Source organism: Synechococcus sp. CBW1006 (assembly GCF_015840525.1).
Classification (GTDB): domain Bacteria; phylum Cyanobacteriota; class Cyanobacteriia; order PCC-6307; family Cyanobiaceae; genus CBW1002.
The window spans coordinates 1,923,676-1,943,119 of the sequence record NZ_CP060396.1; the positions used below are offsets into that span (position 1 = coordinate 1,923,676).

The 19,444-nt window shown below is 64.8% G+C and carries 19 protein-coding genes and 1 pseudogene; 10 read left to right on the forward strand and 10 right to left on the reverse strand.

The features are described 5' to 3' along the window. Positions 1–3: 3 nt before the first annotated feature. Positions 4–411: a type II toxin-antitoxin system VapC family toxin gene (locus H8F26_RS09205; RefSeq protein WP_322757617.1), complete on the forward strand. Its 408-nt coding sequence runs from the start codon at positions 4–6 to the stop codon at positions 409–411. Positions 412–544: 133 nt separating this feature from the next. Here the strand turns inward: H8F26_RS09205 and H8F26_RS09210 are convergent, their stop codons facing one another. Next, positions 545–1,024 carry a helix-turn-helix domain-containing protein gene (locus H8F26_RS09210; protein WP_197158854.1) on the reverse strand — a complete coding sequence of 160 codons (480 nt, stop codon included), beginning with the start codon at positions 1,022–1,024 and terminating at the stop codon, positions 545–547. A 429-nt stretch (positions 1,025–1,453) separates the two neighbouring features. Here H8F26_RS09210 and H8F26_RS09215 point away from each other — a divergent pair, with 429 nt between their 5' ends. Next, the gene (locus H8F26_RS09215) at positions 1,454–1,879 is read left to right on the forward strand and encodes a hypothetical protein (protein WP_197158855.1); all 426 of its coding nucleotides are present in this window, start codon (positions 1,454–1,456) and stop codon (positions 1,877–1,879) included. A 48-nt stretch (positions 1,880–1,927) separates the two neighbouring features. Here H8F26_RS09215 and H8F26_RS09220 read toward each other — a convergent pair whose 3' ends face one another. Beyond that, positions 1,928–3,442, reverse strand: a complete 1,515-nt coding sequence (locus H8F26_RS09220) for an IS66 family transposase (protein WP_197154287.1) — start codon at positions 3,440–3,442, stop codon at positions 1,928–1,930. Between the two features lie 72 nt (positions 3,443–3,514). Between H8F26_RS09220 and H8F26_RS09225 the strand changes: the two genes are divergently transcribed. Then, positions 3,515–4,411, forward strand: coding sequence for a hypothetical protein (locus H8F26_RS09225; protein ID WP_197158856.1), 897 nt, complete (start codon positions 3,515–3,517; stop codon positions 4,409–4,411). A gap of 36 nt (positions 4,412–4,447) precedes the next feature. Here H8F26_RS09225 and H8F26_RS09230 read toward each other — a convergent pair whose 3' ends face one another. The 4 genes from H8F26_RS09230 to H8F26_RS09245 all read right to left on the reverse strand — a co-directional run bounded on the left by H8F26_RS09230 (position 4,448) and on the right by H8F26_RS09245 (position 8,577). Next, positions 4,448–5,791 carry a type II toxin-antitoxin system HipA family toxin gene (locus H8F26_RS09230; RefSeq protein ID WP_231597680.1) on the reverse strand — a complete coding sequence of 448 codons (1,344 nt, stop codon included), beginning with the start codon at positions 5,789–5,791 and terminating at the stop codon, positions 4,448–4,450. Continuing rightward, entirely contained in the window at positions 5,791–6,060 is a 270-nt protein-coding gene (locus H8F26_RS09235) for a helix-turn-helix domain-containing protein (RefSeq protein WP_197158857.1), read from the reverse strand. Before H8F26_RS09235 ends, H8F26_RS09230 begins: the two co-directional genes overlap by 1 nt. Positions 6,061–6,153: 93 nt before the next feature. Next, a complete protein-coding gene (locus H8F26_RS20145; protein ID WP_370594686.1) occupies positions 6,154–7,416 on the reverse strand; it encodes a TrmH family RNA methyltransferase in 1,263 nt (420 codons plus the stop codon). 99 nt (positions 7,417–7,515) lie between these two features. Then, positions 7,516–8,577 carry a hypothetical protein gene (locus tag H8F26_RS09245; protein WP_197153700.1) on the reverse strand — a complete coding sequence of 354 codons (1,062 nt, stop codon included), beginning with the start codon at positions 8,575–8,577 and terminating at the stop codon, positions 7,516–7,518. An 87-nt stretch (positions 8,578–8,664) separates the two neighbouring features. Here H8F26_RS09245 and H8F26_RS09250 point away from each other — a divergent pair, with 87 nt between their 5' ends. Both H8F26_RS09250 and H8F26_RS09255 read left to right on the forward strand, forming a co-directional pair. After that, complete coding sequence (locus tag H8F26_RS09250; protein ID WP_197153701.1) at positions 8,665–9,054, forward strand: MGMT family protein; 390 nt, start codon at positions 8,665–8,667, stop codon at positions 9,052–9,054. Then, positions 9,047–10,435 (forward strand): 16S rRNA (cytosine(967)-C(5))-methyltransferase, encoded by a 1,389-nt coding sequence (locus H8F26_RS09255; protein ID WP_197153702.1) that lies wholly within the window; start codon positions 9,047–9,049, stop codon positions 10,433–10,435. The genes H8F26_RS09250 and H8F26_RS09255 overlap by 8 nt, the downstream gene beginning before the upstream one ends. Here H8F26_RS09255 and H8F26_RS09260 read toward each other — a convergent pair. The 3 genes and pseudogenes from H8F26_RS09260 to H8F26_RS09270 all read right to left on the reverse strand — a co-directional run bounded on the left by H8F26_RS09260 (position 10,413) and on the right by H8F26_RS09270 (position 14,586). Next, positions 10,413–12,458, reverse strand: coding sequence for a transglycosylase domain-containing protein (locus H8F26_RS09260; RefSeq protein WP_197153703.1), 2,046 nt, complete (start codon positions 12,456–12,458; stop codon positions 10,413–10,415). The genes H8F26_RS09255 and H8F26_RS09260 overlap by 23 nt on opposite strands. Next, positions 12,455–13,105, reverse strand: a pseudogene (gene bchG / locus H8F26_RS09265) ((bacterio)chlorophyll synthase); the annotation flags it as partial. The pseudogene bchG and the gene H8F26_RS09260, both read right to left, overlap by 4 nt. Before the next feature lie 269 nt (positions 13,106–13,374). Further along, complete coding sequence (locus tag H8F26_RS09270) at positions 13,375–14,586, reverse strand: IS256 family transposase (RefSeq protein WP_197158913.1); 1,212 nt, start codon at positions 14,584–14,586, stop codon at positions 13,375–13,377. A gap of 580 nt (positions 14,587–15,166) precedes the next feature. Between H8F26_RS09270 and ltrA the strand changes: the two genes are divergently transcribed. After that, positions 15,167–16,417, forward strand: coding sequence for a group II intron reverse transcriptase/maturase (gene ltrA / locus H8F26_RS09275; RefSeq protein ID WP_231597922.1), 1,251 nt, complete (start codon positions 15,167–15,169; stop codon positions 16,415–16,417). A 211-nt stretch (positions 16,418–16,628) separates the two neighbouring features. Here ltrA and H8F26_RS09280 read toward each other — a convergent pair whose 3' ends face one another. Further along, positions 16,629–16,805 (reverse strand): hypothetical protein, encoded by a 177-nt coding sequence (locus tag H8F26_RS09280; protein WP_197153704.1) that lies wholly within the window; start codon positions 16,803–16,805, stop codon positions 16,629–16,631. A gap of 81 nt (positions 16,806–16,886) precedes the next feature. Here H8F26_RS09280 and H8F26_RS09285 point away from each other — a divergent pair, with 81 nt between their 5' ends. The 4 genes from H8F26_RS09285 (at position 16,887) to H8F26_RS09300 (ending at position 19,346) form a co-directional block, all read left to right on the forward strand. Continuing rightward, positions 16,887–17,810 (forward strand): major capsid protein, encoded by a 924-nt coding sequence (locus H8F26_RS09285; RefSeq protein ID WP_197153705.1) that lies wholly within the window; start codon positions 16,887–16,889, stop codon positions 17,808–17,810. A gap of 90 nt (positions 17,811–17,900) precedes the next feature. Beyond that, positions 17,901–18,350: a hypothetical protein gene (locus tag H8F26_RS09290; RefSeq protein ID WP_197153706.1), complete on the forward strand. Its 450-nt coding sequence runs from the start codon at positions 17,901–17,903 to the stop codon at positions 18,348–18,350. Positions 18,351–18,355: 5 nt separating this feature from the next. Beyond that, the gene (locus H8F26_RS09295) at positions 18,356–18,898 is read left to right on the forward strand and encodes a hypothetical protein (protein ID WP_197153707.1); all 543 of its coding nucleotides are present in this window, start codon (positions 18,356–18,358) and stop codon (positions 18,896–18,898) included. Positions 18,899–19,118: 220 nt separating this feature from the next. Beyond that, a complete protein-coding gene (locus H8F26_RS09300; protein WP_197153708.1) occupies positions 19,119–19,346 on the forward strand; it encodes a Nif11-like leader peptide family natural product precursor in 228 nt (75 codons plus the stop codon). Positions 19,347–19,444: the final 98 nt, after the last annotated feature.

Genomic DNA, 19,444 nt, shown 5'->3' on the forward strand with positions numbered 1-19,444 from the left:
ATCGTGACCCGAACCGAGCCTCTGCCCCTGCTCCTGGACACCCAGCTGCTGCTCTGGTGGGCCATTGAACCTAAGCGCCTGCCAGCAGCCGTGGCCGGCCTTCTGGCTGATCCGGCCCAGCAATTGGTCCTCAGCGTGGTGAGCCTCTGGGAAGTGGCGATCAAGTCGTCACTCGGGCGAGCCGATTTCCAGGTGGAAGCTGCTGCCCTGCGCCTGGGTCTGCTTGGCCAGGGATTCCGCGAGCTGCCTGTGCGCGCCGAACACGCCCTGGCCGTCCAGCACCTTCCATGGCTTCACCGCGATCCGTTCGACCGCCTCCTGGTGGTGCAGGCCCAGGTGGAAGGCCTGCGGTTGTTCAGTGCCGATCGCACCCTGGCGGCCTACGGACCACCTGTGGAAACCGTGGGTTGATCCGCAGCCCGCGCCCGATGTCCGCATGAGCCGCCAAGGCCGGCCCGGAACCCTCAGGGGTCCCGCGTCTGTGCCTGTGCTGCTCCTTCAACGCCTCCTTCTCCGCCTCTGGCCGCAGCGGGCCCGATCGGTCTCACTGGCCCTTCCGGCCTCCCCCGGTCACAGCCAGGCCGTGCCAGGCCAGCAGGATCTGCTCAGCGAGCTGTAAATGCTCCAGCCGGGTCGCAGCCTCCAGCAGCAGGCCCAGTGAAAGTGTCGTTACGACGGTCCTGCCGGGCCGAGGCCCTGATCGGTATCGACGATGCCCTGGAGGTGCACCACGGCTGGGATCCGCTGCTGGTCGAGGCCTGCTGAAGCTCTTGCCCGCAGACGTCTGCGCCAGGCCGATTTCCAGCAAGTCGGCCTGGCGGGCCGTGGCCTTGCTCATCGCCACCTGGCAGTGCTCCAGGTGATTCAACACCGGGGAGTTCGGGCTGGGGAACTTGCGCCGCCAGTGCTGACCTGCTCGAAAGAGGCCGCTGTTGCGCCAGCGGGCCAGGGTTCGTTCGCTCACGCCCAGGTGTTCACGGGCCTCGCGGGCCGTGGCCCAGAGGCCGGGATGACAGGAATGCATCGGCTGATGGCAGGTGTGCCCGCAGGGGCTGGGGATGCACCTGAGGACCCAGGAGGCGCCGGCCGAGTGCACGGGAGGCTATCGGGCCCGCCCCTGTCAGCCACTGTCCGGCCATTCCCGCTGGTGCGCAGCCTGCGCACAGGCCTGGATTTTGCGCACATCATGCGCACGACGGTCCAAAACCGGGCATGAAAAAGGGCTCTCGGATTTCCCGAGAGCCCTTGGTGTAACTGGAATCGGGGCGACAGGATTCGAACCTGCGACCTAGTGCTCCCAAAGCTCGCGTGTTGCTGATTTGCAAACGCCAGGCCAGTGCTGGGATCTCGCCCCAAAAAGCAGTCTGCCACTGTGTTTGACGGTGCCGCTGCTTGGCTCCCGATGCCGCAGCGTGCCACTCTGTGGGGCGGAATCTCTCCCAAAATCTCTCCCATGCCTCGTCCGGGTGACTGGGTATCGCTTCTGAGGGCTGGTCTCTCCCACAGCCTCTCCCAGGAGGGATGCCGCTCTGGGATCACGGTCAACGAGAAGCGGGGCAAGGCGCGCGTCAACATCGCTGAGTCGCTGGGGAACGGACGCCGCCGTCAGGTGCCGCTGCCGATCGACTGGTCGTCGGAGAACGTTGACGCGATCCGGGATGCCGCCCTCGCCGTTTATCGCAACCTCGTTGCCGGAAAGCCGATCGAGACTGTCATTGCGGGTCTCTGCGCAGACCAAAGCGATGACGACTCTCAGGATCCCTCCCGCGTGGATGCCGGGCTGATCAACTGGCCGGCGTTGGTGGAAGCCTTCCGTGAGCGAAAGATCGGCGTATCCGTTCAGGGGCCGTTACGCAGCAGCGCAGCATTCCACCCTTGATCGCTGATCAACGAGCAACCACAGACACCACGATCGATGACGGCCGGCTCAGGGATTCGGCAACAGCGATGGCATCTCACCGCCGCGATGATGGGCGATCAAGGCCTGCTCCAGGAACTGCCAGATATCACGGCCCTGTTGCCGCAGGCTGGTGGTGACCGTGAGCAGCCTGCTGCGGCAGATCGCACCCTGGCGGGATTGGACGCCATGGCTGATCTTGCGCTGAATCACCGAATGGCGCAGGGCACGCTCGGCTGCGTTGTTGGTGGGCTCGATCCCTTCAATCTCCAGGAAGGTCCAGAGGCCATCGCTCACTTGCAGCAACTGATGGCAGGTACGCACCGTCTTGGCCCACGGCGTTCGCTCGCCGCGCTGGCAGCCCAGCTCCACAACCCGCTGCAGCGTGCCCACAAACGCCTGGCGGATCGGCCGACAGCCCTGCTGCAACGTGGACCAGTCGATCGTTCCGTCTTTGTAGCGGTGCCACTGGGCAAACAGCTGCTGCTGCAGGCCCAGCAGCTCCGCTCCAATCTCACCGCTGGCGCCCTGACGGTCAGCGATGGCAGTGAGATCGCGGATCACGTGCGCCCAGCACAGCTGGCGCTGCTCCAGCGGGAGATGGTTGTAGGCGGAGAAGCGATCGCTCACCACAATTCCGCCAAAGGCATTCCCGAGCAGGTCGATCGCGGCGGCAGCCGAGCGGCTCAGGCTCTGCAAGAACACTGTCACCCCCATGGCGGTCACCATGACCCACTCCCAGCCGCGCCGGCCATCGGGGTTGCCCCCATCGGCATTACCGGTGGGGGCACCGGTTTCATCGACATAGACCACCGACTGCTGACGGGCAAACGCAAGGGCCTCCTGCATGGGCTGCTCCAGTGCTGCACTCAAGCGCTGGCGGATAGTGGCCATCGCTCCCCGGCTGATCTGTACCCCCAGCAGCTGATCCAGCAGCGCCTGGGTCTTGCTGAAACTCAACGGGAAGGCACTACCCAGCAGACCCACCAGAGCACTGAGCCGGGGACCGTAATGGCTTACTTCCACCTCCGCCGGTAACGAGGCACAGGTGCTGGTGGAACAGCAGGGGCAGACCAGGCGGTGCAGCCGGTGCTCGATCACCAGAGGCGTGATCGGTGGAATCTCGATCACCTGGTGCCTCAAGGGCTCGGGATCCTGACCCTGTAGCAACGTGCCGCAGCGGCGGCAGGCCTGGGGGTGGTGCTCGACCACCTCATCCACCCGCTCGATCGGCAGCAGCTCCGGCCCAGATCCGGGATGGCCCGGCTGGCCGCCGCGCTTGCGGCCACTGCCCTTGCGTCGTTCGGGCGGCCTAAACCCCTGGCCATCACTGGAGGGAGGCTTGGAAGAATTGCGGGAGCTGCGGCCGATCCGCTCGCGCAGATGGGCCAGTTCGGTCGCCAGGGCGGTGAGCTGGATGCGGAGCTGCTCGATCTCCTGTTGCTGCCTCTGGCACTGACTGACCAGCTCAAGAAATCCAGCCTTCACTCCCACCGGGGTGGCGGCCCAATCGGCTTCTGAAATCCCGGCCGGTGGGGTGGTCATCGCAAGGAGTCTCTTACTGAGATGCAACCAGGAATCAAGCCACCGTCAAGGGTTCAGCAAGCCCGATGTTCGTTGCGAGCTGTCCCGACTCCTGAACGGGTACAGATCGGCAGTGGCGAGATCAAGCCAACGACCTGGACCAACACGTATGTCCGCCGCATGCGATTGATCCTGGCTGCGGTCGATCGTTGCCAGACACCGGTGCAGCTCCTCGAGGCCATCACCGCTCCCTGGGCGAATCAGCCTGGGTGCAGGGGACGGCAGCTTCAGGTGCAGCAGACCGCTGCACTCCTGCGCTGGGGTGTTGATACGGGCCGTCTCCCTGCAACCTGGGCACCCCCTCTTGATCTGACTCCCTATGTGGGCAGACGGCGAGAGACGACCTCCGTGACAACGCCACTGACGGTGGACGAAATTCAATCGTTGGTGGAGGCGATTCCTGATCCCAAGTGGCGCTACGCGTTTCAGCTGCTCTCCGCCTATGGATTGCGCCCGGAGGAACTGCAGCACCTTGAAGTCCGCAACGGGCGTCTTTGGTGCAACTACTCCAAGGTGTCCAGTCGGGGCAAGACAGAGCCACGGCCGCTGCGGTTGTTGCCCTGCGATCCGTGGGCTGCTGCCTGGAATCTGGAGGCCACCTTCCGCTCGGATCGCCTCCCCCCAATGAAACCGGGCCTGGGTGCCGATTCAATGGGCCTCTACATGCGCCGCCGTGCACTCTGGCGCGAGCTGCGGCGTCGCTACGAAGAACAGGGCGAGAAGTTAGTGCTCTACTCCTGCCGCCATGCCTATGCACATCGGGCCCATACCCTCTGCCCGATGCTGCCCACCAAATTCGTCGCGGCGGCCATGGGGCACAGCCTGGAGACGCACCTTGCCGCCTACAGCCGCTGGATCGGAGATGACGAGGTGGATGCCGCATTCGAGCGGGCATCGCAGCGGATGGAGCAGGACCTCCGCGCAGGATGACGTGCCTCGCGGTGCTCGCGATTGAGCTGCTCAGGGTTAACTGAGCTGCTTCTCCAGACGCTCGGCAGAGCCCTGCAGTCCATCAAGGATCGCGCCGGCCAATGGCTCCGGAAAGCCGCTGGGAAGCTCCTGCTGCACCGTGGCGACCACCTCGGGGGTTCGGGCCACCAGGTCGGCCACCAAAGCCTCGGCCTCGGCGCCCAGCCCCATCCGGCTGGCGGTGCTGATCAGATGACGGAGTTGCACCTGCATGGGCTTGCTGGTGCGGCTCTTGGTCCCATGCCAGGCCATCGCCAGGCGCAGCTCCTGCTCGGGCCATTGGCCGGCTGCCTTGCCGATCACCGGCCAGGCCGAGAGCACGTCGTACAGCGGGGTGAGTCGGTAGCTGCCGCCCGGCAGCAGGAAGAGGCTGAAGTTCTTGGCGTGGCCGTCGATCGCTCGCAGCATCCAGAACAGCACCTGGGCCTGAAAGAAGCAGCGCAGATCCTCTGCTGCCTGGGCGGACTGGGCGAGCAGCTCGGCGATGGCCACCATGCCCGGACCGCCCTGGTTTTCGTATTTCTGCTCCGGCGGCGTGCCGGTGGCCTGGCAGAAGTCCTCGACCGGCAGACGCAGCCAGTGGTTGCCGCCTGGATGCAGCCGCCGATCAAAGCGCTCCACGATCAGACAGCGCTGGCCGTCAAAGCTGGCCAGCGTGCTGGCAGCCATCGGCAGGCCGTAGGCCGCCAGGATCCGGCCACAGAGCCACTCGTTCTCCACCGAAGAGGAGAAGTCGATCTGGCCGCTGCCCACCCGGCCCATCGGCAACTTGAACAGATGGGTGGTGGGGGTGCTGCCCTGGGGACGGCACCACCGGTTTTGATGCCAGAGCAGGGCTGTTTTCTCCTGGGCTCCGGCGATCGAGAGGCGCAGTTCCCCTTCGGCGCCGGCCGTGTCTCCCGGCAGCGGTTCTGCCACCACTCCCCGCAGCAGGCGGCCGATGGCTTCATCCGAGAGCGGGGTGGCCTCGATGCGATCCAGGCCGGCGGGTTCTTCCTCAGGGGGCAGGAGCTGCACCGCTCCGGCGCAGTCGCGCCCCACAGCCTCCAGCAGCTCAAAGGCGCTGGTGCCCCGCAGCGAGAACCGCCGCTGCAGCCGCCGAAGGATGGTCTCGTTGTCGGGGAGCAGGTTGGCGAACCATTGCTCCACCATTTCCCCTCGCAGCGGAGGCGTGCCGAGGCCAACCGGCAGCGAGAGCGAGAGGGGCCGGAACTGAGGTGAGACCAGCCAGGCGGCGTCGTAGTGGAACTCCTGCGGGCCCCGTCCCGGTACGCGCCATTCCCCCACCCGCTCGCCGTTCATCCAGACGGCCAGCTGCCGCGTGTGGCTGGGGCGGCCCATCACCACTCCGCCGGTTCCGTGCGGCGCCGGCGGGGCCGCACCACCAGCTCCAGATCCAGGGCGGCGAGGATGAGCAGCAACCGCTCCAGGGTGAAACGGCCGGGATTGAGCTCCAGGGCCGAAAGTCGTGCCTGGCTGATGCCACCGGCCTTCTGCGCCAGGACCGACTGACTGAGACCGCACTGACGGCGCAGGGCGATCAGCAGCTGCGCCAGCTGGGATGGGGCACGGATGACCACCTCCTCCTCAGCGGCCTGGACAGAGGACACAGCACTTGGATTCTGAGTATTCCCAGGCTACTTGCAATCCGCGTAACCGCAATCCAGTCGGAAAACAAGTGAACAGGGTGCTTCTGCGAGGGCTCAGCGTTCCAGCAGCTGCCAGAAGCTCCACTTCTGCGCGAAGGCCTCCCGCAATCGCCCCACAAAGCTGTTGTGGCTCTCAAAACCCTGCCAGTCGTCGATGCGGGCCTCCAGCCGCTCGCACTGCCGCAGGTTCTCGGCGGCGTAGCGGTAGCGCTTGGAGCGGCCCATCGACAGGGCGAACACCACCATGGAGCGCAGCAGCAGGCTGGCGGCCACAGGATGGTCGGCGCTGAGGCGCTCAGCTGCAGGTTCGACGATCTCATAGGCATCGCCATCCCAGTCGTGGCAGTGCTCGATCACGTAGCGAGCCGCGCGGGGCAGGCTGGGCCAGAAGACAAGGAACTGCAGCGCCGCCAGCGGCAAGGGATGCTGCTCTGCCGCCGCCAGGGCCTGCTCCTCGGCCTCCACATCGGCGAAGTCATCCAGCCGCTGCAGGTACTCGCGCAGCACTGGAATCGAGAGGGTTTTGGAGAAGACCTGCCAGCGGTGCTGCTGCGCCTCCTCGCAGCGACCCAAGGCCTCGAGCACAGCAATGCGGGTGGCGTGCCACGACTCGGCCTCCATGATCTGGCTCGCCTTGGCGGCATGGTCCAGCACCGTCAGGGCCTGCTCGGCCCGACCGCCTCGGAGCAGATGGCCGGCCACCTCGGCGGCGGTGTCGGGCCAGGTGAGCTGGGAGGGCTCGAACAGCTCCAGATAGCCATCCAGGTCGCCACGGCCCTGGGCAAGCTGCTCCATGGTGTAGCGATCGACGCCACCCCGCTCCAGCAGCGCCTCAAACAGCAGCGTGGCCGTCGCCACCGACACATTCAGCGACTGCACCATGCCCCGCATCGGGATGAACACCGCCTGATCCATCAGGGCGGTGGCGGCAGCGCTCAGACCCCATTTCTCCGCCCCGAGCACGAAGGCGCAGGGGCCGGTGAAATCGCAGTCGCGGTAGTCGCGCGCCTCCACACCCAGGTTGGTGCCATACAGCCTGAAGCCCCCCGCCTTCAGGTGCTCCACGGCGGTGCCGATGTCGGCGTGGTCATGCAGCGGCACCCAGCGCTGGCTGCCCTGGGCGGTGCTGTTGAACGTGCGCGGCCGGCCACTCAGGCTCACCGCATGGGCCTCCAGCACCCCCACGGCATCGCAGCTGCGCAGAATGGCCGACAGGTTATGGGGCTTCTCCACATGCTCCACCAGCACGGTCAGATCAGACATGCGTTGGTTCAAAACCGTCTTCAGGCGCTCGAATCGACGGGGAAGCAATGGCATGATGGGCTGATCAGCGGCCTCAAGAAGGGGGGGATTCCTACCGATCACATCGTGAAATGGATCTTGCTGGCAGGTTTCTGAGTGTCTAAATTTGTGATTTCACCATTCGCATTCATCGCCGGAGTTGCAGGGATAGATTTTGTAGCCCTCTCCAATAAGCTTTGGAGTGTCGCTGTTGTCAATCATCCATTTGTCGAGTCGCAAAACATATTTGTTAGGGCTTTCTAGAAAGAGTCCGGCGAAGTAGATTTCAACAAAAGGAGGCCAGCCTTTTCCGCTGACCCCAGGCTCGTTATCAGCATAGCATTTCCAGCCGTATTTCACCCCATAGGAATCCATGCTTGGCGATGTGAAATTTGCGTTCGGCATGCTGGAGTCCTGTTCGCAGACCCATGGGTAGAGGGCAAAGCTGAAGGTATGGATCTTGCCTTTGACGTTGTCATATGGATTGCCGGATTTGTGAATGGCCATGATCTTGTCGCAGACAGGTTGGTACCAGGGCCGAGCATTGCCTGGGCCAGCGCCGCAAATAGCCCCACTGCGTACGTCGTCACCCAATCCATACCAGCCAGCCCAGTAACGCATCTGTCCAAAGGTTGTCTTGGAGTTGGGGTGGGTGAAGGTGCAGTGATTGCGTCCATGGGGACCTTTTAGGCAGCCTGGTTGAGTATTGCCCCCGTCAAATCGCTCAATATATTTGATATCTCCAAAGCAATCGGGTTGAATTCCCGCGCCGTCGCAGTTGTGGAAGACCCAATAGTCTTTTCGATTGCTTTTCGGAAAGCTAGCCCACGTTCGAGCACCCATGTTCCATTGGGCTCCAGCCACGATATCTTCATAGGGACTGCCTCCGCACACTGGTTTCAGGACTGGATTTTGATCGAGATTGAACTGGAATGGTCGATAAAAGAATGGAGAACAGCTGGTATCACTCGCGCCTTCTCCACCGCCCCCGCAAAAGTTGGTGAGTTTGGTCACCGGTCCATTCGGTGCAGGAATATGAGCCCAGCAAAAACCTTGCCCTAGACCGCTGATTAATGCTGGGGATGGTGATGATTTCGATGGTTCAAAGATTTTGTTGGTCTCAGATGGAATGGCAGGGGGCAGTAAGGTGAGGCTTGAACCAAGTCCGGCCAATAATGTGTTCAGCATTCCATTCATGAACTCACGCTCTGATTATGATTCTTTTCAAGGAATGATCTGTGAATGCTTGGATTCCGAAACCGCTTCGGAAGCAAGAGGAGTGTGATGACGGCAGCGTTTGACTCCCGTGTTCATGCGGTTGTGGCCACAATCCCTTCTGCACGGTTGGCGACCTACGGCCAGGTGGCCGACTGGATCGGTGCCTATGGCTGCGCCCGCCAGGTGGGCTGGGCCTTGCGGCGGCTCACCCTTCCATCGCCGATCCCCTGGCACCGGGTGGTGAATGCCCGGGGCCGGGTGGCGATGAGCCTCAGCCGTGAGGGATCCGACTGGATGCAGCGTCAGATGCTGATCGCCGAGGGCATTCCCGTCGACGACGAGGGGCGTCTGCCCCTGAAGCGCTTCCTCTGGACGCCGGAGCCGCAGGCGATCCGCGGAGCGCTAGCTCTGGAGCTCCCCCGTCCACCCGATCGCATGGCTGAATCGCATGGCTGACGCCGCTGCCGACACTGTGGACACCGCCACCGGGCTGGGGCCGCGCCGGGTCGCCTGGGAGGTGCTGGAAGCGGTGGCGGCCGGCGCCTATGCCGATGTGGCGCTGGAGCGGGCCCTGCGCGGTGCCGGTCTCTCTGCTACGGATCGTGGTCTGGCCACGGAGCTGGCCTATGGGGCGATCCGGCGTCGCCTCTGGCTCGACGCCTGGCTGGATCGGCTTGGCAAGGTGCCCGCCCGCAAGCAGCCGCCCCGGCTGCGCTGGCTCCTGCACGTGGGCCTCTATCAGCTCTTCTGGATGGAGCGGATCCCGGCCGCCGCTGCGGTGCACACCACGGTGGAGCTGGCCAAGCAGCATCGTCTGGCGCGGCTGGCGCCGGTGGTGAATGGTCTGCTGCGGGCTGCCCTGCGGGCCCAGGCGGCGGGCGACACCCTGGCGCTGCCCGCCGATGCGGCGGAGCGCCTGTCGCTACAGCAGTCGCTGCCGCTGTGGTTCTGCCAGGAGTTGCTGGCCTGGGCCGACGGCGAGTGGAGCCAGGCGCTCGCCATGCCCGCGGTGGAGCGCATCGCTGCCGCCTCTAATCAGGTGCCGCCCCTGGATCTGCGCGTCAACCGCCTGCGCAGCACGCCGGCTCTTGTGTCGGCAGCCCTGGACGCTGCCGGGCTCGAGATCCGGCCGATTGCGGGGTGCCCCGATGGATTGCAGGTGCTCGGATCCGCTGGTGATCTGCGCCAGTGGCCCGGCTATGCCGAGGGGCATTGGTGTGTGCAGGACCGGGCCGCCCAGTGGGTGGCGCCCCTGCTGGAGCCCCGGCCCGGCGAGCGGCTGCTCGATGCCTGTGCCGCACCCGGCGGCAAAGCCACCCATCTGGCCGAGTTGATCGGTGATCGCGGCGAGGTGTGGGCGGTGGATCGTTCCGCCGGTCGCCTGCAGCGAGTGGCCGCGAATGCGGCCCGGCTCGGTTGCGCGTCTGTGAACGCGCTGGCGGCCGATGCCTGCGAGCTGCTGCGGCAGCGCCCCCAGTGGCGCAGTGCGTTTCAACGCATCCTGCTCGATGCGCCCTGTTCCGGTCTCGGCACCCTGGCCCGCCATGCCGATGCCCGCTGGCGTGTCACGCCCGACTCGATCGCCGCACTGCTGCCGCTGCAGGCGCGCTTGCTGGAGGCGATGCTGGCGTTGCTCGCTCCCGGTGGCCGGCTGGTGTATGCCACCTGCACGATCCACCCGGCGGAGAACCAGCACCAGATCGCTGGTTTGCTCGCCGCCCATCCCGAGCTGACGTTGGTGTCGGAGCAGCAGCGCTGGCCCGATCCCGATGGTGGCGATGGCTTCTATGCGGCGGTGATCACCGCACCGGGAATCACTGCACCGGCAGGGGCCTGAAGTACTCGTCCACCGGGGGGCCTCCTGCTGGGGCCACGTCGCGCGGTGGCGGTGCCTGCCGGGGCGCCGGTTCGGGGGCGGTCGTTTCGGGTTTCGGGTCCCAGATACTCGGGTCCGGGTCGACCTCATAGCCCCGATACGGCACCTCCCGGGGTTGCTGGGCCTGCTTCGGTGGTTGCGCCTTGCTACCCGGCTTTTTGAAGCTGCGTTTGAGAACGGGTTTGGGTGGGAAGTTCTGCACCGGAAACTGACCCTTGATCTTGGTCATGAACCGGCCCCAGGCCCAGGCGGCTTCACCGCTGTTGCTCTTGGTGTCACGGTTGTTGTCATGGCCGAACCAGACGGCCGTGGTGAGCTGGGGAATCGAACCGATGAACCACAGATCACGGGCGCCTTCCGAGGTGCCGGTCTTGCCGGCCACGGGGCGATCATCGAGCCTGGCGGCGGCGCCGGTGCCGCCTTGCACCACCCGTTGCAGCATCCAGTTCATGGCATCAGCCACATCGCTGTCGACCGCTCGGCGGCCGCGATCCCCATCCACACGGCGGCTCCAGATCACCTCACCCCCCGGGCCGCGGATCTCCTCGAAGGCCACCGGTTTCACATACACCCCGCGGTTGGCGACCGCCGCGTAGGCCGCCGCCATGTCGAGAATCGTCTGTTCGTAGGCGCCGATGGCCATCGGATAAAACTTGCCTAAGGGCCGGGTGGTGCCGATCCCGAGCTTGTTGGCCATCGTGATGATCGGATCGAAGCCCAGCTTCTCCTGCAGCTGCACCGCCACGGTGTTGAGCGAGTTCTTCAGGGCATCGGCCAGGGAGATCCGGCCGAAATATTTGCTGCCGAAGTTCTTCGGGCAGTAGCCACCCCAGCAGCGGGGGGAATCGTTGAAGATGTCTTCCGGCTTGACACCGGCCTCGATCGCCGCGGCATAGGGGAAGAGCTTGAAGGTGGAGCCTGGAGAGCGCAGCGCCTGGGTGGCTCGGTTGAACTGGCTGGTGTTGAAATCCTTGCCTCCCACCATCACCCGCACCAGACCGGTGCCCGGTTCGATCGACACGAGCGCCCCCTCCGTGCCATTGGGAGCGAACTGTTTCACCACCTGGCGGCCCTCGTTCTGCCAGGCGAGGTTGAGGCTGGTGCGGATCTGCAGACCGCCCACCTCGAGCTGCTCGGGGGTGAGGAGCGTGGGCAGCTGCTGCGCCACCCAGCTGCTGAAATAGGGGGCGGCGCTGTTGAAGTATTTCGGCGTCGCCGGTTTGAGATCGAGTGGCGCCAGGCGCGCCGCCGCCGCTTCACCGGCCGTGATGAAGCCGGCCTGCTGCATGCGATCGAGCACGATCGAGCGCCGCTCCAGGGCCAGATCGGGGTTCACCAGCGGTGAATACACCGATGGCGCCGGCGGTAAACCGGCGATCAGGGCCGCCTCCGGCAGGGTGAGCTGATCCGGTTGCTTGGAGAAATACACCCAGGCGGCATCGGCGACGCCATAGGCACTCGAGCCCAGATACACGAAATTGAGGTATTGCTCGAGGATCTGCTCCTTGCTGAGCTGGCGCTCGAGTTTGTAGGCCAGGGTCGCTTCCTTCAGCTTCCGGGTGATCGTGCGGTCCTGGCTCAGGAACACCATGCGGGCCAGCTGCTGGGTGATCGTGCTGGCGCCTTCACGCACGGAGCCCTGGCGCAGGTTCGTCACCACGGCCCGGCCGATGCCCCAGAGATCCACGCCCTTGTGCTCGAAGAAACGTCGATCTTCCGCAGCCACGAAAGCCTGCTTCACCAGCTCAGGCATCTGCCCCGGAGCGATCTTCTCCCGCGTCGCAGGGCCCAGCTTCTGGATCACCTGGCCATCACTGGAGAGCAGGGTGAGGGTTCCGGGGCGATTGAAGCGGGCGATGCCGCGGGCATCGGGCAGGGTGGCATCGAGGGCCTGGGTGATCACAGCCTGGCTCAGGGCCACGCCGATGCCGATGAAGCCGGCAGTCGCGCCGACCAACACCCAGTGACGGCGACGGCGTTTCACATCGCCTGCGTCAGGGGGCTGTGGCCCACGGCCAGGGCGGTCACCAGCATGCCGAGCACGAGAAAGGGTTGGGCACTGGCCTGATATTTCACGTCAAAAGCAACGGGGTCGCGCAGCAGCCAAATGTCCTGAAAGGTGATCTGAGGCACGATCAACAACACCAGCAGCACGGCAGCAAAATGCTGTCCGATTGCGATCAGAACAGCAACCATCAGCAACTGGAACCCATCGATCATCCCGGCGCTGATCCAGCTGGCGCGCTCCGTGCCGAACACCACCGGCAGCGACTGCAGGCCCAGAGCCCTGTCACCCTCCACACTCTTGAAATCGTTCACCACGGCGATGCCCAGCCCCGCCAGGCTGTAGGCCAGGGTGAGCATGGCGGTGGCCCAGGTGAGCTGGCCGAACAGGGCCTGGCCGGCCCACCACGGCAAAGCGATGTAACTGGCTCCGAGGGCGTAATTGCCGAGCCAGCCATTCTGTTTCAGCTTCAAGGGAGGAGCCGAATAGATGTAGCTCACGAAGGAGCCGCCGAGGGCGAGCAGCAGCACCACCGGAGTGCTGTGGCCGGCCCAGAGATCGAGACCCCAGGCCACGGCCAGACCCGCCAGCAGCAGCACCCAGATCTGCAGCTTCACCTGGTCGAGGGCCGCGTCCCTTTGCGTGGTGTAAAACCCGAGGCCCGAATGCCCTGACTCAGAGGGTGAACAGGGTGGAATGACGGGCTGTCATTCCTGAGGTGCAGATGCACCTCGTTCTTCCACGATGAAACGAGACGATTGACTTGTCAAGTCTCTCGTCTGATCGCGGCTGTGTTGTGAGCGGCAGGAGTCTTCTATGCAGCCCAGGGGTTACAGCGCCGGCCCCCGGGCGGCGATCGAGGCCGCTGCGCCCTGTGGGGGCGCTGCCACCTCAATCACCTGGGGCCTGCGTCTTGCACCTCTGCGGCGGCGGCGCTGAGCAGGGCCGGCAGATCCTCCAGCTCCGGGATGGCAGCCATGCTTTCGGCGGAGAACATGCGGCGGCCTTCCAGCTGCCAATGCTCGTGCTGCTCCAGCAGCACCGCGCCCACCAGGCGGGTGATCGACGCGTCGTTGGGGAAGATGCCGACGACGCGGGTGCGGCGCTTGATCTCCTCGTTGACCCGCTCCAGCAGGTTGGTGCTCCAGACCTTCTTCCAGTGAGGCTGCGGGAAGTGACGGAAGGCCAGCACGTCCTCTCTGGCCTCGTTCATGAGCTCGGTGGCCTTGGGGAAGCGCTCCGCCAGCGAGGCGGCCAGGTCATCCCAGCGGCTGAGGATCTCTCCGGCATCCTCCTGAGCGAACACCGAGCGCAGGGCGGCGGTGACCATGCCCTGGTGGGCTTTGGGGACGCGCTGGAGAAGGTTGCGGGCGAAGTGGACGCGGCAGCGCTGCCACACACAGCCCTGCAGCTGGCGCCTGATGGCCTTGGTGAGGCCCACGTGGGCGTCGGAGATCACCAGCTTGACGCCAGTCAGGCCGCGCTCTTTGAGCGAGGCGAGGAACTCACTCCAGAAGCCCTCGCTCTCGCTGTCGCCCACCTTGAGGCCCAGCAGCTCACGGCGACCATCGGCGTTGACCCCCATGGCGACGACGACGGCCCTTGAGCAGACCTGCAGGGCCTTGCCCAGCCGGCCGTGGAGGTAGGTGGCATCCAGGTAGACGTAGGCGTAGCCGGACTCCTGCAGGGGCCGGTTCAGAAACGCCTGAACCTGCTCGTCGATGTCCTGGCAGATGCGACTGACCTGGGATTTGGAGATACCGCTCTGGGATCCCAGGGCGGCGACCAGGGCATCCACCTTGCGGGTGGAGACCCCACAGATGTAGGCCTCCATGATCACGCCGTAGAGGGCCTGCTCCACCCGGCGACGGGGCTCGAGGATCGAGGGCAGGAAGCTGCCAGCCCGCAGTTTGGGGATCAGCAGGTCGATGTCGCCTACCTGGGTGGTCAGACTGCGGGGCCGGTAACCGTTGCGATAGCCGAGCCGCTCCTCGGTGCGCTCGTGGCGGTCGGCACCCAGCACGGCAGCGACCTCCAGCTCGATCAGCTGCTGCAGGCCGTAACGGGCCAGCTCGGGGATCAACTCACCGGCAGTGCTGCCATCCAGTAGCGGCGCGAGGTCGGGTGCGGCACAGTAAGTCTTGGGCGTGTGTCACGAGTCAGCAGGTGAAAGCCAAGGCTGATGAAACTGCATCGGGGATGGGAGTGTGGCCTCCCGGGATCGGCCTGCAGGGGCTGGTACCAAACCACCCCGTGCTGCTGCGTTCAAAAGACGTGGTGGTGAGCGACGGGGAAACGGCGGACTGGATCCGTCAGGTGTGCGACGAGAAGGTGAGCGCAAGCGAACCGTTGATGACGCGCCGATATCTATTTCAGACGCTGCCAAAACGGGAGGCGGCCCAAATCTCCTGGATCAGTGTGGACAGAGCCTGTCTATGGACCACACGGCAGCCGGCGTATAGACGGCACGAGCTCATCGCAGGCCCTGATGCGGAACGTGAGAACCTGCCATGGAATGCCAAGGGAACATCCCAAGTGGTCACCACCATGAGGGTCAATACCGATGTCTGTGGCAGGGGCGGAGCAACCCGTAGTAGCGATGATGGGTCTGTAACGGACTCGGAGCCAAGGGGTTGCATCATCCCGTTTGGAGTCTCCCATCAACTGCCTACGGCAGGAGGAATGGGATGACAACAGACAAGCCGCTACCGATTACCAAGGTGATGGTCTGGAAGGCCTATCAACAGGTGAAACGGAACGGACAGGCGGCCGGTGTGGATGGCCAAAGCCTGGACGACTTCAACAAGGATCTGGAGAATAATCTCTACAAACTCTGGAATCGGATGGCATCAGGAAGTTATCTTCCGCCACCAGTTCGGCGTGTGGAGATTCCCAAATCCGGTGGAGGCGTCAGGCCGCTGGGTATCCCGACGGTTGCTGATCGCATCGCACAGATGGTGGTCAAGCAGGTGCTGGAGCCAGAGCTGGAGCTGATCTTTGATCAGGATTCCTACGGCTACAGACCGGGCAAGTCAGCGCATCAGGCAGTAGAGGTCTGCCGTCAGCGCTGCTGGAGGTCCAACTGGGTTCTCGATCTCGACATCAAGGGGTTTTTCGATGCTATCGATCACGACCTGTTGATGCGCGCGATCAAGGCCCATACCTCCGAGCGCTGGGTGGTGCTCTACCTGCAACGATGGCTGCAGGCACCGGTTCTGTTGCCGGATGGCACGCTCCATCCCAGGGACCGGGGCACACCGCAAGGTGGTGTCATCAGTCCACTGCTGGCCAATCTGTTCCTGCACTATGCGTTTGATGTGTGGATGCGCCGGAGCCACCCGGCCATTGCCTTTGAGCGCTATGCAGATGATGTGATCTGTCATTGCCACAGCGAGAAGGAAGCTCGGCGGTTGCTGGAGGCATTGCAGGATCGCTTTGCGTCCTGTGGCCTCCAGCTTCATCCCCAGAAGACCCAGGTGGTCTACTGCAGGGATAGCAACCGCCGGGCACCGTTTGCTGATGTCACGTTCACGTTTCTTGGTTTCGCGTTTCGGCCACGTGTGTCTCGCAATTCTCGCGGAGTCATCTACACAGGCTTTTTGCCGGCAGTGAGTCCGCAGGCTCTCCAGCGTATGCGGGAGAGGATTAGGTCGATAGGGCTTCCATCGCTCGTGTATCTGTCGCTTGAGGAGATCGCTAAAGTGCTGAATCCAGTGATTCGTGGCTGGATTCAGTACTACGGTCGTTTCTATAGGACAGAACTGATCAGGAAGTTGTATCGCTACCTGGATGACAGAATTGCAGCCTGGTTACGGCAGAAGTACAAAAGGCTGCGGGGTCGTCGGCTCCAAAGCTGGCGAGTACTTGCCAGGATCAGGTCTGGACATCGTGATCTGTTCGCGCACTGGCGTCGAGTCAGTGAAGTGGCATGTGGATGATGGGAGCCGTATGACGCGAGAGTGTCACGTACGGTTCTGTGAGCACCTCGGGGGGAAGTTCCCCGGGGTGACTCGACATGGTTCGTCAGGTTGAGGTGGTTCTCGAACCAGGGAAACGGGCCTGCCCACCCCTTGCAACGCCAGCCGCTGGGCCAGCCACCTGAGGTGCGCGGCCCACCCCGGCTACGCCGGGGTGGGAGTGCCGGGGGATTTACACCAAGCCTTGGGACGCCAGCGCCGCAATGACGGCCTGGCGCAGCTGCTCGATGCCGTCCAGCTGCTGGGGCTGAGCCTGCCAGTGGTCCCAGAACTGGCGCCAGCGCTCCGCGCTGAATGGCGCCTGGGCTGCAGGCGATGGCGGGGATGCAGAGGCGGCGGTGGCGGTCATGGCAGCTGGGCAGTCCTCTGCTGTTGCCGCCTCGGCAATAGCAGGTGACCTGCATGGGGCCGGGCCCCACCTCTCCCTGTCATGGGCCTCACCCTGATCGAGGCGGCCAAGTACGAAACCCGCCTGGAGCACCTCGCTGTGCTCAAGACCTTTGCGGAGGGTGAACTGCTGGCACGGCTGCCTTTTCTGAACATCAACGGCAGCGGTCTTTTTTATGTCGCCGAGCAGGAGCTGCCCTCGGTGGGGTTCCGGGCGGTGAACGAGGGCTACAGCCAGAGCTACGGCGTGATCGACCAGCGGGCTGAGGCGGTGCACCTCTTTGGTGGGGATGTGGATGTGGACCGCTCGATCGTGGATCTGATGGGTCCGGAGGCCCGGGCCAGCCAGATCGAAATGAAGATCCGCTCGATGCGCCTCACCCTGGAGGCGACGATCGTGAACGGCGATGCCAGTGCCGATGCGCGGGCGTTTGATGGCCTGGCCCGGCGGCTGCCGGCGGGCGATGGGATGGCGATCGACAACGGCAACCAGCCGCTGGGCTTTGACCTGCTCGATGAACTGATCGATGCGGTGGACGGCATGGGCCGGCCCAAGGTGCTGCTGATGGGCCGCGCGATGCGTCGCCAGCTCAATGCCCTGGCGCGCAGCAGCAACTGCTGCTCCTACGTGGCGGAAACCAACGCCCTGGGGATGACGGTGCATCGCTACCAGGACTGCGAGATCCTGACGGTCGATCGCGACGCCCAGGGCCGTGAGGTGCTGGGCTATGGCGAGGCGGGCGGCAGCAGCTCGATCTACTGCCTGGCGCTGGGCGATCAGGGGGTGACCGGCCTGCAGGGACCGTTCCAGGGGCGCTATGGGATCTCGGTGCGGGATCTGGGGGAGGTGCCGGATGCCCCGGTGTTCCGCACGCGGGTGGATTGGTACGTGGGCTTTGCGGTGCTGCATCCGCGCGCGGCGGGGCGGCTGCATGGGATCACGCCACCGCTGATCGCAACGCCCTGATCGCAACGCCTTGATCGCCACACCCTGATCGCTTTGCGCTGACCCGATCCCGACCCTCAGCCCCCTGATTGCACGTTCCGGAGCTTCTCCATGCCCTCGATTCCCCAGGCCCATCGCGGCAACCCGTTGATTGATGCTGAAACCACCCTGGTGGGTGTGATCGCCCACGGCGCCCTGCGCCCCGCCCCCAAAAAGTTCGTGAGCGGTGAGGTGGTGCGGTTGAGCACCAAGCTCGATGCGGCGGCACGCTTCACGCTGGTGGCCAGCCATTCCAGCCATACCGCGGCGGTGACGGTGGATCTGCAGCTGGCACCGCTGCTCATCGACGGTGGCACCGGCACGTTCGTGAGCGCCGTGAAGGTGTCGCTGCCGGCAGAAGGCGGCCGGGTGGAGGCGTATCTGAATGGGCGTGACATCAGCATCGCCGCCGCCGATCAGACGCGGGTGCAGTGGCCGTGCATCTGTTTCGCCAAGGCTGTGGTGACGCCCTCGACGCCGGCGGATCTGCACGTGGGCCTGACCGCAACCATCCCTGCCTGATCGCCATGACCAGCACGACCATCAGCAGCGCCACCCCGATCGATCCGCGCACGGGCTGGGTGCTGCTGCACAAGGGCGAGGAGGAGATCTACGTGTGGGCGGTGCATGCCGCCGGCTGGCAGGCGCTGGGCTGGAGCATGGGATCAGCGCCGGTGCAGGCGCCTGAACCGGAGCCGGAGCTGCCGATCGCGCCTGAGCCGGAGCAACCGCTTGCTCCCAGCCCGGAGCTGCCGCTTGAGGACCAGCCGGCTGATGCCGCTGAAACCGACCCCGACTCCGACTCCGACTCCAATTCCGCCTTCGACCGCGAGCCGGACGCCGAGCACAACGCTGAGGTGGAGCCAGGGCCAGACGCCATCGCTGATCCCGTTGCCGCCGTGCCGGACTTCGGGGCGATGAACAAGGCCGAGATCATCGAGCACTGCTCCCGTGACTACGGGGTGCTGCTGGACAGCAGCCTGACCAAGGCCGCCCTGGTGACAGAGGCCGAGGCCCTGGCCGCTGCCGCCCCCCTTCCGGATGCGCTGGTGGATGACCTGATGCGCTGAGCTGCTGGATCCCCTCAGCTGCAGTGGGCCACCTGCAGCTGCTCATTGGCCCCACAAGGTTGATGGTGGCGGTGGGGCAAGGGGATCTGAGCCTGCGGCGTTCAAGCCCCCAAGGAGGTCGTCCCAGCTGAACGCAACGGATCTCGCCCAGCGTGCCTTGCCGAACCTGGCCAACCTCGCCTCCTGAGCGATGGTGCCAATGCCCCCAGAGCGCAGAGAGATGAGCTGGTCGGATCTGGAGCGGTTGGTGGTTGATGCAGAAGCCAATGCCCAACTCCAGGGCGTCCTGCGCCGTTGCAGCTCCCGCAATGAGCTGCTGCAGACCGCACGCCGGCTGGGCTATCGGGTGACCCAAAACGATCTGCGCCAGGCCTGGGTGCAGCACCTGCAGGACGCTGAGGCCCAGGAGCTCAGCCAGCTCGAGCCCGCCACTGGCGCACGGCGCTGAGAGCGGGCTGGCTTCGTACGCTCCAGCGCAGCGGCTCCTCCCAGCCGGCCTCTGGGCAGATCAGATCCCAGCAGCAGCCGATCGGCTGTGGAGCCGGC

Coding starts and splice junctions, on each gene's coding strand:
- H8F26_RS09255 (WP_197153702.1), top strand. CDS start 9,047: ATGGCTGACGCCGCTGCCGACACTGTGGACACCGCCACCGGGCTGGGG.
- H8F26_RS09250 (WP_197153701.1), top strand. CDS start 8,665: ATGACGGCAGCGTTTGACTCCCGTGTTCATGCGGTTGTGGCCACAATC.
- H8F26_RS09285 (WP_197153705.1), top strand. CDS start 16,887: ATGGGCCTCACCCTGATCGAGGCGGCCAAGTACGAAACCCGCCTGGAG.
- H8F26_RS09220 (WP_197154287.1), bottom strand. CDS start 3,442: ATGACCACCCCACCGGCCGGGATTTCAGAAGCCGATTGGGCCGCCACC.
- H8F26_RS09295 (WP_197153707.1), top strand. CDS start 18,356: ATGACCAGCACGACCATCAGCAGCGCCACCCCGATCGATCCGCGCACG.
- H8F26_RS09245 (WP_197153700.1), bottom strand. CDS start 8,577: ATGAATGGAATGCTGAACACATTATTGGCCGGACTTGGTTCAAGCCTC.
- H8F26_RS09290 (WP_197153706.1), top strand. CDS start 17,901: ATGCCCTCGATTCCCCAGGCCCATCGCGGCAACCCGTTGATTGATGCT.
- ltrA (WP_231597922.1), top strand. CDS start 15,167: ATGACAACAGACAAGCCGCTACCGATTACCAAGGTGATGGTCTGGAAG.
- H8F26_RS20145 (WP_370594686.1), bottom strand. CDS start 7,416: ATGCCATTGCTTCCCCGTCGATTCGAGCGCCTGAAGACGGTTTTGAAC.
- H8F26_RS09280 (WP_197153704.1), bottom strand. CDS start 16,805: ATGACCGCCACCGCCGCCTCTGCATCCCCGCCATCGCCTGCAGCCCAG.
- H8F26_RS09300 (WP_197153708.1), top strand. CDS start 19,119: ATGAGCTGGTCGGATCTGGAGCGGTTGGTGGTTGATGCAGAAGCCAAT.
- H8F26_RS09210 (WP_197158854.1), bottom strand. CDS start 1,024: ATGCATTCCTGTCATCCCGGCCTCTGGGCCACGGCCCGCGAGGCCCGT.
- H8F26_RS09215 (WP_197158855.1), top strand. CDS start 1,454: ATGCCTCGTCCGGGTGACTGGGTATCGCTTCTGAGGGCTGGTCTCTCC.
- H8F26_RS09230 (WP_231597680.1), bottom strand. CDS start 5,791: ATGGGCCGCCCCAGCCACACGCGGCAGCTGGCCGTCTGGATGAACGGC.